The organism is Brasilonema sp. UFV-L1, from assembly GCF_012912105.1.
In the GTDB taxonomy this organism is placed as follows: Bacteria; Cyanobacteriota; Cyanobacteriia; order Cyanobacteriales; family Nostocaceae; genus Brasilonema.
In genome coordinates, this window is record NZ_QMEA01000001.1 from 127,614 (window position 1) to 141,860 (window position 14,247).

Consider the following 14,247-nt stretch of genomic DNA (forward strand, 5'->3'; position numbering starts at 1 on the left):
TCATCATTCATAATTTATTAGCGCTCTTCTTTCTCGGCAGTGATAGCGGGATACGGCTCGTCAGGTTCGGCACGTAACACCGAGTTAGGACCGGCAGACAAGACTGGATCGCCAGAAGATAGGGGGACACCCTTTGTTGTGTTCTCTAAACCATAATCGTATGGTCCAGTCGCTAAGACTGGTGGTTTATCAAAATTCTCAATCGCTGGCGGTGAAGTTGTCATCCACTCTAGGGTTAGTGCATTCCAGGGATTATTACCTGCTTTCGGTCCGTACATCCAACTCCAAATCGCATTGATGATGAAGGGGAATGTCGAAACCGCGAGTATATACGCCCCATAAGTACAAATTTCATTCAAAAACGTAAATTGGGGGTCGTACTGAGCAACACGACGGTTCATACCCATCATCCCCAGCTTATGCATGGGTAAGAAGGTCATATTTAAACCGATAATTGTCAAAGCAAAGTGAACCTTACCCCAAAATTCGTTCAGCATCCGCCCTGTCATTTTGGGGAACCAGTGGTAGATTGCCGAATAAATGCCCAAAACACTACCACCAAAGAGCACATAGTGCAAGTGTGCCACTACAAAATATGTGTCGTGAACGTGAATATCAAACGGAACAGCCGCCAACATCACGCCACTGATCCCACCAATCACGAAGGTGCCAACAAAACCTATGGCAAAAAGCATTGCACTGTTGAGGCGAATTTTGCCACCCCACATTGTTGCCAACCAGCTGAAGATTTTGATCCCCGTTGGTACGGCGATAATCATGGTGGTGATCATGAAGAACATCCGCAACCAACCGGGAACACCACTTGTAAACATGTGGTGCGCCCAGACGATGAGTCCTAAGAAGCTAATTGCCAGACTTGAGTAGGCGATCGCCTTATATCCAAAAATCGGCTTACGGGAATGAACCGGGATCACCTCAGAAATCGCCCCAAAGAAGGGCAAAATCATGATGTAAACGGCTGGGTGGGAGTAGAACCAGAACATATGCTGGTAAACAACCGGATCACCACCGCCAGTCGGATTAAAAAATGTCGTTCCTGCAAGTAAGTCAAAGGAAAGCAAAATTAAACCGGCTGCTAACACAGGCGTAGACACCAGAGTTAGTGCTGAGGTTGCCAACATTGCCCAGCAAAACAAAGGCAATTGAAGGAAACCCAAGCCTGGGATACGCATCTTGAGCATCGTCACCAGGAAATTAATTGCCCCCAGAATCGAAGACGTACCAAGCAAAAGAACGCTCAGAATCCAGATACCCTCACCCACTTGACCTGTGACCAAGCTCAGAGGAGGATAAGAAGTCCAACCGGCGTCTGGTGCATCACCCACCACTAAACTAGCGATGAGCAACAAACCAGCAGGGGGAATCATCCAAAAGGCAACAGCATTAAGGCGTGGAAATGCCATATCCTTTGCCCCAATCATCAATGGGATCAAGAAGTTAGCAAATCCTGCGCCTGCAGGCACAATCCACAAGAAAATCATGATTGTGGCGTGCAGCGTAAACAGACTGTTGTAGACCTCAGGGGTGACAAAATCGGTGTCTGGGGTTCGCAGTTCTGTGCGAACCAAGTCAGCCAAAACGCCACCAATACAGTAGAAAATGAACGTCGTGACTAGATATTGAATTGCAATGACCTTGTGGTCAGTGTTGAAGGTAAAGTAGTCTCGCCAATGCCTGATCCCTGGTTCTTCAGTTTGAGCGGGGATATTGGCTTTTTCTTGTACCTGTGCTTGTGTCATAAAAATCTTAGTTGTCAGGAGTCACCAAGTCAGCAATCAGTTGCTAGTAACCAATGACCAATGAGTACCAATGACTCATGAGTGATGGTGAATTTGATGTAGCATTTCTGGATGAATTCCCATATGGCTGGTATGAGGAGCAAGGAATTCATCTGGAGATAGATCAGCAGGATTGACAGCAACTGCTTGCTTGAGTTCTTCAGTGCTTGCAACTAGCTGTTCTTGCATCCACTCGTCAAATTCTTCCGGTTTTTGAACAAAAACTTGTGTCCTCATAGCACCGTGGTAAGGACCACACAGTTCAGCACAAATAAGCGCATATTCACCTTCTTTGCTGGGTGTAAAGCGAATCGCACTTTGCCGTCCTGGCATGACATCCTGCTTCAAGCGAAACTCTGGCACCCAAAAAGCGTGGATGACATCGTTCGCTGTCATGTCTAATTGCACTTCACGCCCAATAGGAACGTGTAATTCACCAGAAACAACACCTGTTTCAGGGTAGGTAAAAATCCAGGCGTACTGCAAACCCGTGACATTTACCACAATCGCGGGTGGTTTCCCTTCATTTTCCGGAGTTGCTCCAATGTTAGGAGCAACACTTCCGACGCCGGGAGCATCCTGCTTTTGGGGAATTTGATCAGCATTGCGGACTGATGCTGTGGCTGGATCTTGCATTGCCTCATCAGATTTTTCCTGATTAAGGTTAGCTTCTGTAGTGGGGGGGGTATCGCTTAAAGTTGCCGCTATAGCCGCCCCAGGCATATTCATCGCTTGTGGCGTCATCGGGGCTTCATGGATTGCATGGGGATTGAAGCCGCCCATTTCGTTGTAAACGTCGAAGCTGTAAACAGAAATACCGATAACAATAACAGCTGGGATCGCTGTCCAAAGAATTTCTAAGGGTACGTTGCCATGTACTGGCGAACCATCTGCATTGTCACCTGCACGCTGACGGTATCTGATAGCAGAGTAAATTAAAACACCTTCTACGAGCAAAAATATACCTGTAGAGACGGTCATCATTGTGTTAAACAAACCGTCTACTAACGAGGCTTCATCAGAAGCTGCTGTTGGTAGTAGACCATGATTTTGACCGTACCAGAGACTGACTAGGGTCAGCCCGATGCCAATAAGTAACGTCCAGATGGAGCTTGGGATTTTCACGGTTTTTTTGAGTTAACGGCTTTACTATATTCGACTGAGCAGTTCACTCACTTACTACACTAGTCCAGCCTAAAAGATAAGTCAGGGGAAGGCGTGAAAATTTTATTAAATTTTATTAATTTTTAGAGTGATATTGAGAATCTTGAACAGAAACTTTTTTTGAGATGTGTGACAAGGCGGATGTGGCTTAACAGGTGAACTGTGTCAAAGATTCAGTATAAGGTTATTCACAAGTTTTCTTTTGCAGAGATGGGGAGCGCGGCTCCTGGAGAGCGCCCTTGAAAGCCGGAGCATCGCGTGCCTTCTGTGAATAAGTGATTGGGCAGATTGTCGTAGCCGTGGGTAGGTAAGGTTACTCAAAACTGCATAGGTTAATGATCAACTGTCGAGTAACACCGAGCCGCGCCGCCTCACGATCAAGTGCTTCAATCATCCATATTCAGAGACGTTGACTCGCCGTACCAAAATAATCCCCCCAAACTCAGAACTTCACAACTTAAAAATCCCTAAAGCTTCCGGCAAAAAGTCGCTAGAGTGATTCACAGTATAGTGAGAGCCAGTCTCGAACCTAAGTTGTACGCTAGGGTGGGAGATGGCTAGGTACTGACTAGTTTTTGAATGTAGATATTTCTCAAAGAGCGGCAAAAGGTATCTTTACATGAGCGAATTTGTCCTAGAACAACAAAACATAACGACTGCGCCGCAGCAGGTTCCACAGGAACGAATTCGTCGCTTGGTGTGGAGAATGTGTGTAGCCACTTTGATTTTGATGGCAATAGGCAGTGCCACCCGTGTGATGAATGCTGGACTTGCTTGTCCTGATTGGCCTTTGTGTTATGGAGAACTCGTGCCAACCAAGCAAATGAATTTCCAGGTTTTTTTGGAGTGGTTTCACAGATTGGATGCAGCATTAATTGGTATCAGCGCGATCGCACTCGTTGGAATGTCCTGGTGGTATCGTCGCTCTTTACCCAGATGGCTGCCTTGGGCATCGACATTCGCCCTATTTTTAATCGTTTTCCAAGGAATTTTGGGCGGACTCACCGTCACTGAACTTTTGCGGTTTGATATCGTCACCGCTCACTTAGGAACAGCGCTGTTATTTTTCACAACCCTACTAGTGATTGGTACTGCACTTACTCCTTACCAGGCAACTGGAACCGTAGGTAACTTACCTTGGGTAGGTTTAACAGCAGCTATCTTAGTTTATCTGCAAAGTCTACTCGGTGCTTTGGTAGGCTCTCGTTGGGCGCTACACCAATGCTTTGGCACATCCCAACTTTGTGCTGTAATGTATAGTCATATTGCTGGCGTAGTACCTCCAACAGTAGCAACATTGGCTGTGGTAATTCTTTCATGGCGGACACCAGCACTGCATCCTGTTTTACGGCGACTAGCAAATATAGCTGCTGGATTACTCATTGTACAACTCCTGTTAGGAGTTGCTACTTTCCGGCTGCATCTTCAAGTCGAACCACTCACCGTCTCTCACCAAGCTGTGGGGGCGGCAATGCTTGGTACTTTAGTGGGTTTCACAGTTCTCGCACTACGAGACTGGATTCATAGTCGTGGGATCAACGCTAACAGCTTGATTATCAACGCAAACACGACAACTGAACAAGCAATTGAATAAAAGCTGTACACAGTACATAGTACACCAGGACAGTGCAGGAAGTGACGACAACCTGCAGCAGGAGGATTTCCCACGCCCTGGTGACAAGTGAACCCGAAGAGTACACAGTTATCTTGGTTTGAAAATAAGGAAATAGTGCCAAAATGATTGAGACTAATGTCTCTCGCCACCATCAAACATTTCTACAGGTTATTCAAAGCTACTATCAGCTGACGAAGCCTAGAATCATCCCTTTGCTACTTATTACCACTGCTGGAAGTATGTGGATTGCAGCTAAGGGAGAAGTAGATCCATTGTTGTTACTCGTTACACTTACTGGTGGTACTTTGGCAGCAGCAAGTGCCCAGACGATTAACTGTGTCTATGATCGAGATATCGATTATGAAATGGAGCGCACACGTCATCGCCCTCTGCCTTCTGGTAGAATACAGTCGCGCGATGCTCTGATTTTTGCTAGTGCTTTGGCTGTCATTTCCTTTACTTTGCTTTACGTCTTTGCCAACCTACTAGCTGCTCTGTTAGCAATGTCTGGTATTGTTTTTTACGTGCTAATTTATACGCATTTTCTCAAGCGACATAGCACTCAAAATATCGTTATTGGCGGAGCAGCAGGAGCAGTTCCGGCTTTGGTTGGTTGGGCTGCTGTCACTGGTACATTAAGCTGGGCTGCATGGGTACTATTTGCAATTGTCTTTTTGTGGACACCGCCTCATTTTTGGTCACTAGCTTTAATGATTCGGGATGATTACGCAAAAGTTGGCGTACCAATGTTACCAGTCATTGCAGGAACTACACCGACGGTACGGCAGATTTGGTTGTACACCTTAGTGACAGTAGCAGCAACATTTTCATTGATTTATCCTTTGCAAGTCAGTGGAATGATTTACGGAGTTATTGCTGTGAGTTTAGGAGGAGTTTTTATTTACAAAGCTTGGCAATTACTGCACAATCCAGAAAACCGCGATTTAGCTAAAGGATTGTTTCTGTATTCCATCTCATACATGATGCTATTGTGTCTAGGCATGGTGATTGATAGTCTTCCCATCACTCATCATGTCATTAATGTTGTGGTAGGTAAGGCGTATTTGTTAATGGGATAGAAGTTAGAGGTAGTGATCGCTCTTTTTGGGCGATCGCCCAAAAGGACTAATGACGACTCTCACCGCAACTGCAAGCAGCATCGTCTAATCACAACAAAAAACCTCGGCGAAACCAACCGAGGTGAGGAGGAGAAGTCCAAATGTCGATAAGTAGCGATACCGAAATCTAAAAATCTTAGCTAACGCCCAAAGCAACCAAAACTACAGCAGTCACGAAAAAGAGTACAAGGCAAGACTGTAAAACATGATTACGTTGTTCTCAAATTGCAGGACACTCAGTGTAGTACATGTTGGATTTAGTTGCGTAGCTATTAAGAACGCTGTCTTCATTAACAGCGGTATAGATAGCTTGGTCTTTTTGTTTTTTTGTATTCTTTTGTTATGTAAATAAATATAACGTTTTTGTTACAAAAGGTCAATAGGACTTGACACAAAAAGACTGATAGCATTAATAAAATTTGCTTATCAGGAAGGAGCGATGATTGTGATGGGGCTTCTTGTGTTGCGTGTTATACACATTGGACAACTTGAAAAACTTAAAGCCGTTCTTAACTGGCAAGAACGGCTTAGAGATTTTGTTGATCAGCTTATATCTGACGTACCGGTAGAAGTGGGTAGGAATTAAGTTACAGTTTCTAATCCCTAACCTCGGCTGCTCATACAACTGCACTACTGAGTTGTTTCGCCGTTTCAAAGAAGAAAGCGACATTCTCTTCTGGAGTTTCCGGAAGCACACCGTGACCAAGATTGAGAATATGTCCTTTGTTACCAGCTTTGTGAACAGTATCGAAAATGCGATCGCGAATAAATTCCTTAGAACCAAACAGCACACCAGGATCAAGATTTCCCTGCACTTTAACGTGCTTACCTAATCTTGCCCGTGCGTCTGCCATATCTACTGTCCAATCTACAGTGATCACATCTGCACCCGATAGTGCCATTCTCTCAAGCAAACCAGCACTACCACTCACCAGTAGAATCAGGGGTGTATCAGGATGAGTTTCTCTCACTTGTTGGAAAACTCGTTGCTGATAGGGTAGTGCGAAAGTTTCATAATCTTGAGGACTTAATTGTCCTGCCCAAGAATCAAACATTTGCACAACTTGTGCGCCACAATCAATTTGATAGCGGACATAAGTTGTGATCGCATCTGCCAATTTTGTGAGCAACTGATGCAGCAAAGCTGGTTCCGAGAACGCCATGTTTTTGATGATGGAATAGGTTTTAGAACCTTTTCCCTCTACCACATAAGCGGCTAATGTCCAAGGTGCGCCCACAAAGCCCAACACAGTTGATTGGTTGCCGACTTCTTGCCGCAATGCCTGTAAGATTGTTTTAATGAAAGGCAGGGATTGCTCAGGTTCTAGGGGATGCAGGTTCTCAACTTGCCCGGATGTGCGAATGGGCGAGTGAATAATTGGTCCTTTACCTTCAGCGATATCCATATCAATACCCAAACCAGGAAGCGGCGTGACGATATCAGAAAACAAAATCACTCCGTCTGGTTGAAAGGCTTTCCACGGTTGTAAGGATATTTCAATCGCTACTTCGGGTATTTCCGAGCGTTCACGAAAAGAAGGATACTTCTCCCTTAAATCTCGGTAAGCTTTCATATACCGTCCTGCTTGTCGCATCATCCATACGGGGGGACGGTCTAACACTTCACCACGAGCTGCCCTGAGAAGATAAGGAGCATTGGAGGAAATACCCATTTAACAGTTCATCCTAAACTCTTTTTTCTGTCATTGTTTAGCTTATCATCCCAGGATTGCCCTTTTTTCAAGAAGCTTTATATAGGGTGCGACTTGCAAAAATTCTACTTAAATTAGACTTAAAACTTAATAATTATTCAACTCTTATGCCACCTGATTCAAAACAACCACCACAAAAAGTTTTTTCTGGTAAACCTAAAGCGCGAAGATTTTTAATACCTCCAATCGAGAGACGGAGTTTCTTCATCCAATTTACCCTCTTGACTGTTTTAGGATGGGTTGTAGGCGGAATTGCCAGTATAGGTATTGAAATAAATATCGTAAAAATAGTGCCACCAGCGATTTTGCAGCAGAAAATATGGTACGACTTCACAAAATACTTCAGCAATTGTGTGTTTGCGCTCATTTTCAGCACAGATCAAGCACTTGTTCTATATAAATACATATCTGGTTGGTGGTGGATGTTTGCCACAACTCTCGGTTGGCTAATTGCTAACAGCGTTTCTGCACAATGGATTCACGACATTGCATCTATTGCTTCATCATTCAATCAAAATTTATCTCCAAAACAAATAGTCATCTTAGGTTTTTTGTCAACCATCGCATATATCCTCTCTGGAATTTGGCTTGGGTTTTTCCAATGGCTCATACTGCGAAGACACACCACAAGTGCTTGCTGGTGGATTTTTCTGCCCTCCATTTCATTTCTATTCATCAGTATTTTGGTAGTGGTGCTTTCCCTTGTGCAAGAGTTTATTCCAGCAGTGAACCGCGATCAAGTTGTATATTTGTGTAAACAAGGGTTGACAGCGGTGGTTCTCGGAGCTGTTCCGGCTATTGGCTTGTGTATTTTGAAAAGAAACTCAGGTTCAACTTAGCGCTGCTCGATTGGCTGTAGAGCATTTAGTCAGTCTTGGACACAGGTGTATTGGTTACCTGGGTGTGGGCGATAAGCGTCCTTTGAGTGCGCCCCTGGAGGGGCTAGCTTGCTGCCAAAGGCAGATCGCAGTAAGTCAAACCAGCAGCGCAATTGATACTTAAGTTCTTGCTTCTTTACTCTGTAACTATCGTTCCTAGCTGTGGAGTACTTTTTTGGTCAACACTTTACTACTACTGCCCAGTCAGGTTTTTGGTCAAGTAGTGCCAACATGGCAGGAAGTCATTGGCGATAGCATCATCGACTTCCCAAAACTCAGCATAGCTATTGTTGGAGCAATAATTGCCAATAAACACGAGCAGTAACTCTTGAAAAGGAAAATGAGGAGATGAAGTCTTGAGTGTTGGATCAGTGCAGAGTTCGTTCACTACATTTTGCAAGTAGAGCAGATTGCTAATGATTTTGGCAAAAACACCAATTTCGCTCGTGATAGTAGGCAAGTATGTGGTGTTATATTCTTGCAAGAAAATTTGAAACAGGTGGGCGATCGCTCTTTTTAAACTAGAACGTAACTCCAATGATTGCACTGGATATCCCAACTTACCCCAATCTCCTAGCATGTCAGATTCTAATACAGACTCCTCAAATGCTGATAATTTGACTTCTAGTAGGGGTTGCAAAACCTGTAAAAATAAGAAGTATAGATCGCTTAACTCCAAATCTAACTTAGTAGGCACATTTTTAAAAACAGAAGAACAAGGCAACTGCTTACTGAATTCAGGAAAGTCTCTGACAAATTTAAACTCTGTTACATCAGCCATTATTTCTGCAATGACATGAGTAAACACAAGCCCTAAGCGTTGCCGAACTTCTCCGTGGAAAAACAAGCACGCTAAATCCTGATTGACTATTACTTGTTCTCCTTTTATCTGAAATAATTCTCGGCAAGTCAATGGCCCATCACAAGTGTAAGCTGTTTTTCCTCCATGCAACGGTTCATTGCAGTTAGCCAATATGGCGTAGTCACTCTTGAACTGAGTTAACATCGACTGCCAATTGTGTCCCCAAATGTCGTGAATTAAATATTTTTCAGCATTTTGGGTGGCAAGTATACTAACTGAGCAACTCAAAGCCTGAGTGATTTGAAAGCGAGTCAAGCCCGTTAACACAGCGAGGTGTTCGATCCACTTTGGATTCATTTGAGCCGAGTCACATAGACTAAAAGTAGGAAAATGGCGAAACTTTTCAAAGGTAGATCTATCCAGCGACTCAAGAAACTCTTGCAATTTCACTTGCTGTGGGATTTCCAAACGATTCCAACAGTCTGGGTTACACAGTTGACTATCCTGGTAGTCAATACAAAAAAAAATTTGAGTCTGCGTATATATACAGCCAATCGCCTCTACAGGCATGGGAATTTCCCCAAACAGTTTATGAAATAGATCCACAACAGCATGACTCTTCTGTGCATTCGAGTCGGCTATCAGATTTGCATCTGTGAGTACAGCCTGAATAATCTGCTTTTGTTGAGCAATTTGGCAATCAACTGTCTGCACTAAGGTAGCAATGTGTTCCTCATACTCAGCACAAATGTGAAAAATTTGACACAGACGGGCTAGCGTTGCTTCTGAAATCAATCCATCAGCAATCGTGTCAAACCTGTATTTACTCAAGGTAGGGGAAAATAAAGTTCCTTTCCAAGCCCCACCTCCTAACTCGTGATAGCGTGTTACTAAAGCTACCGCTTTAACAAAGGCTTGGCGTACTGCAATTGGAATTGCATCTACAGGATAAGCCTCACGGCGAATAGGGTGGGCAAATTTTCTCACAATCTCCTGCTGCAATTCAAGTAGCCGTAGTTGCCGTCGTTGTTTTTGGGCATCACTAGTACTACTATCATTAGCCAGAAACTGAGATAGTTGTATCACCTCAGTTAGCAGATTGTGTCCAAAAAAATTCATACAAGAGGCTTCGTCTATTTGGAGATTAATGGTTTAGCATTGACTTGTCCTTTGAAACTGCTAGACCAACAGGATTTTAACAGCTAATATCATGTTACTTGCAGTTTTCTTCAACTAGCTCCGCAAGGAGTCCCACACCTTATCTATTGATTCGGTGTTACGCATTTGTCCCCTAGAAATGGGGCAGGCTTTCTGGGTTTCACTGTTTTCAAGTCGCGTATTTGTGTTGCTACTAAGCCTGCCCCATTTCTTACGTGTAAGACCTCGTCGGGACGGCAGACGCTTCAAGCCGGGGAACCCGGACGCCAGATACCTCTGTCGGGAGACACTCATCAAGTACTGGCTCTCCAACGCGCTGCCTCAGGAATTGTGGGTTTGGTTTGTTGCGTCCTGTGACCAATTTCTCGCATAGCGAGAAAAGGAAGGGGGTCGAGGTCTTACACGAAAAAAATTGGGCAGGCTTCGTTTGGTTGATCTGTGGGGCAAGACGGGTACTCGTAGTAATAAGCCTGCCCAATTTTTTAGGGTCTAGCACGACTAGGCTTTGTTGGCATAAGTGGTTTTCCGTCTTTATCTAATACTGGTACTCGCATAAAGTGATAAACCTCCGAGTAGAGTTATAAGTCCCTTAGCCCAACTTGTTTAGCATGTCCTTTCTAGAGCCAGCGCCTTGGGGAGCCAGCCTCGTGCGGGGGTTCCCCCCGTTGAGAGGACTGGCGTCGGGTTTCCCGACTTGGGGCGTCTGGCGTCAAGCGCCTACAACCAGTAGGCTTGGAGATAATCCGAACTAGGGAAACATTCAGAAGTCCGTAACAAAACAAGTCTCGTGGGCTAGTCATCTCTTACGTTGAAAGCTGGTTCTTTCAAGCCCACACTATACACGAAGTGTTAGTGTGGGTAGTTGACCAGTTTAATTTCCCAAACTCAAAATCCCCGCGCAATCCGTATTCCTTTCACTCAAGTAAATTGAAAACTCTCAAAATCCTTAATTGCTTCTGATGGAGTATTTCGCCGCAGTGCCAACGACCATACAGAGGTGTCTACGACAACTTTCATTGCCTCTGTCGCTGCTGTTTGTAGTTGTAATCAGAGTCGTAATCAATTGTCCCAAACAAATCCAGTATCATTCGTTGCTTGCGACGTTGTACATATTCGCGTAGTGCTTCTTCTACCACATCACGCTCTGTTTGTTGATTCCCAAGAGCTAGAGCTTCTTGAATCAAGGCTTCGTCTATTTGGAGATTGATGGTCATGCACTTGCTTTTGGAGAAACTGCTACACCATCAGGATTTTACCAGCTAACAGTTTAATTTCCCAAACTCAAAATTCCTTGCTCTGCATCCAAAGTTGCCAATACACCAACTGGTAAAGCCGCGTTGGGGGCTTCATGACCAAAAGGCAAGTTGGAGACAATGGGAATATTTAAATCACCTAGGCGATCGCGCAACACTTCCTCAACACTAAAGCTAGGAACATTTGGAGGCGCTTCACAACGGCTAAAGCTACCCAGCGCAATTCCACGAACTTTTAATAAGACACCACTCATCCGCCACTGTGTCAGCATGCGATCAATGCGGTAAGGAACTTCTGTCACGTCTTCCAGTGCCAAAATCACACCATCCATATCTGGTAGCATTGGCGTACCAAGCAGATGAGTTGCCACTGTGAGATTCCCTGGTAATAGGATACCATTCACCACACCTCCACCCCAACCACAACCTTTTAAAGCTGCAAGAGGACGACCTTCCACACAATCAAATAATCTTTGGATTGACCAATCTGGTTCGCAAGCAAGAGTTGTCAGCACGGGACCATGAACGCCGGAAATTCCTGCTGTGTAAAGGCTCCACAAAAGCGCGGTAATGTCAGAAAAGCCTATGAGCCATTTAGAAAGTGTTGAGTTTTCTAAATCGTGCCAAGTCCAATCTTCCAAAATACGAGTGCTACCGAAACCACCTCTAGCACACAGGATACCACGACACTCTGGCTCTTTCCATGCTGTTGCTAGCTGGTCGCGCCTGTATTCATCTTTGCCTGCTAAATATCCCCATTTGTCTTCTATCTCTGGAGGGATTTCTACTCGATAGCCACGCGCTCGCCAAATTTCTACCCCTTTTTGGAAAGCCTCAAATTCTCGTAAAGCACCGCTAGGAGCAATCACTCGTAATAAATCACCTGGTTTGAGAGGTGGAGGAAGAATTTTAGATTTTAGATTTTGAGTGTTGGATTGCATCAATAATCTTGTTTAAGAACAAATGATAATAAATGTTGATTGATACGCGCGTTGCATTCATGACTTACACCCTCCGGAGATGACCTCCGGTCACGCTGCGCTAACGCCAGATGCAGCCCGGTGGGAAAGCCGTCATTCGCACTGGTCTCACCTCACCCCTATCCCCTCTCCTTGCTAAGGAGAGGGGTGCCCGAAAGGGCGGGGTGAGGTAATTGAGCCAATAAGTCAATTCGCTATTTATATCTTTTTATCCGTGCAAAATCCAATATCAAAGCCAAAGATATGGCTGATGAATTCAAAAATCTAAAATTTTCATGAACCATTGTTCAAAGCGATCGCCCAAAGCTTCCAGAGAAAATTCAGTTTCTGCCCAAGCGCGACAAGTTTGACGATTGATTTCATCCAGGCGAGAAATAGCATTCACTAACCCAGGAATACTATCGGGTTCGACCAAAAAACCTGTTTTCTCATCTTGAACAATTTCCGCCGGACCACCACGACGATAAGAAATCACAGGAACTCCACAAGCAAGTGCTTCTATTGCAACATTTCCGAATGCTTCCACCCAACGGTGTGTCATCAACAACGCCCGACATTCGCGTACAACTTGTTGCATTTGAGAAGTTGATAGAAATCCTAAATATTCTAAAGGTGCATTTGGGTAATCTTGACAAATCTGCTGCCAGTATGATTCATCTTGGAGTTTACCCATAATTTTCAGCGGGATGTTAGTGATTTGTGCCACAGCTACCGCATCTTCCAAACCTTTCTCTGGGGAAATTCGACCTACCCAGGCTAACTGTTGCTTTGGTTGAGCACAAAACTCATACACTGAGACATCAATTCCATTACTTAAACAAAAAAATTGTTCGTCGAGAGCGAAAGTGTCAGCTTGTGCAAGACTATGAAAACCAATTGTACCAGGAAACTGCTTGCCAACTTTTCTGATAATTTGGTCTAAGGCGTCACTAAGCGAACCCATACTAACCAAATGGGCAATCGGACATCGAAAAAAAGGTGTTAAGTAGAACGGTAACCAATCATAAGCAAAGTTGACAATCAGGTCGTACTCATCTTGAACCTGACGAGCATAATCCCACATATTCGCCAGCACAGAATTTTCTGGCATAGTAACAGGGGCTGTGCGTTCCTGACTCTGGGCAATGATTTGTAAATTGCCGGGAATTTGTACAACAAATAAAGAATCCCATGTAGAACCAGAAGGGGCAACTATTTGCAATTTATGACCGCGCCGAAGCATTTCTTGGGCAATGTTATGCAAAGTTAATTCCACACCGCCACCTAGTCCAGTACCAAGTGGTCCAACAGATGTGGAGACAAAGAGTAGTCTCAGAGGTTTGGAAGTCATCTGCATTTCCTTCAGCAGTGCCACTATCTTGTGATTAACATATAGTAGTATCCCCTTTTGCGGTGTAAGTATCGAGGATTGCGAGATGAAATTATCAGACCTTTCCCCAGAAGCGTTGGATAAAATTAGAACTGTTCGGTGGGATCGTATTATTGAAAAACATCAAGGTCCAGAAAATTGGGATTGGTGTTCTTAAATACTATGAACCAGAATTTATGATAATTGAGGAGCGCTCTGTACTTTTACCTGTCAAGAAATCTCATCATTCTAATATTACTATTCTTCGCTCTATTTAGAGTGCTGATGGAAAGTCATTAACTGTTTTTCTTAAGGACACTACTTATGATGATGACCCCTTTTTCTCTGGTTATGTGGCAGTATGCGATCAAGTTGCAGGTGATGATTTCTTTCTGGCAACTCTCTATCATGAGTGGTTTG

General features: G+C 44.2%; 10 protein-coding genes. 3 read left to right on the plus strand and 7 right to left on the minus strand.

The features are described from left to right. Positions 1 to 17: 17 nt before the first annotated feature. Positions 18 to 1,760, minus strand: coding sequence for a cytochrome c oxidase subunit I (ctaD, locus tag DP117_RS00475; protein WP_169216374.1), 1,743 nt, complete (start codon positions 1,758 to 1,760; stop codon positions 18 to 20). 75 nt (positions 1,761 to 1,835) lie between these two features. Beyond that, positions 1,836 to 2,924: a cytochrome c oxidase subunit II gene (locus tag DP117_RS00480; RefSeq protein ID WP_169216375.1), complete on the minus strand. Its 1,089-nt coding sequence runs from the start codon at positions 2,922 to 2,924 to the stop codon at positions 1,836 to 1,838. 658 nt (positions 2,925 to 3,582) lie between these two features. On the opposite strand from DP117_RS00480, the gene DP117_RS00485 reads away from it, so the two are divergent. Next, positions 3,583 to 4,557, plus strand: coding sequence for a heme A synthase (locus DP117_RS00485; RefSeq protein WP_169216376.1), 975 nt, complete (start codon positions 3,583 to 3,585; stop codon positions 4,555 to 4,557). Positions 4,558 to 4,700: 143 nt separating this feature from the next. Beyond that, positions 4,701 to 5,657 carry a heme o synthase gene (locus DP117_RS00490; RefSeq protein WP_169216377.1) on the plus strand — a complete coding sequence of 319 codons (957 nt, stop codon included), beginning with the start codon at positions 4,701 to 4,703 and terminating at the stop codon, positions 5,655 to 5,657. A gap of 656 nt (positions 5,658 to 6,313) precedes the next feature. On the opposite strand, the gene hemE is transcribed toward DP117_RS00490, so the two are convergent. Beyond that, on the minus strand, positions 6,314 to 7,369 hold the full coding sequence (gene hemE / locus DP117_RS00495; RefSeq protein ID WP_169216378.1) for a uroporphyrinogen decarboxylase: 1,056 nt from the start codon (positions 7,367 to 7,369) through the stop codon (positions 6,314 to 6,316). A gap of 146 nt (positions 7,370 to 7,515) precedes the next feature. On the opposite strand from hemE, the gene DP117_RS00500 reads away from it, so the two are divergent. After that, complete coding sequence (locus DP117_RS00500; RefSeq protein WP_169216379.1) at positions 7,516 to 8,247, plus strand: hypothetical protein; 732 nt, start codon at positions 7,516 to 7,518, stop codon at positions 8,245 to 8,247. 232 nt (positions 8,248 to 8,479) lie between these two features. On the opposite strand, the gene DP117_RS00505 is transcribed toward DP117_RS00500, so the two are convergent. The 4 genes from DP117_RS00505 to DP117_RS00520 all read right to left on the minus strand — a co-directional run bounded on the left by DP117_RS00505 (position 8,480) and on the right by DP117_RS00520 (position 13,815). Then, a complete protein-coding gene (locus DP117_RS00505) occupies positions 8,480 to 10,207 on the minus strand; it encodes a hypothetical protein (RefSeq protein ID WP_169216380.1) in 1,728 nt (575 codons plus the stop codon). A gap of 1,052 nt (positions 10,208 to 11,259) precedes the next feature. Further along, positions 11,260 to 11,460, minus strand: a complete 201-nt coding sequence (locus DP117_RS00510; protein ID WP_169216381.1) for a type II toxin-antitoxin system VapB family antitoxin — start codon at positions 11,458 to 11,460, stop codon at positions 11,260 to 11,262. A 53-nt stretch (positions 11,461 to 11,513) separates the two neighbouring features. Further along, positions 11,514 to 12,440, minus strand: coding sequence for an LD-carboxypeptidase (locus DP117_RS00515; RefSeq protein ID WP_169216382.1), 927 nt, complete (start codon positions 12,438 to 12,440; stop codon positions 11,514 to 11,516). A 295-nt stretch (positions 12,441 to 12,735) separates the two neighbouring features. Then, positions 12,736 to 13,815, minus strand: coding sequence for a glycosyltransferase family 4 protein (locus DP117_RS00520; RefSeq protein ID WP_169216429.1), 1,080 nt, complete (start codon positions 13,813 to 13,815; stop codon positions 12,736 to 12,738). Between the last annotated feature and the right edge of the window lie 432 nt (positions 13,816 to 14,247).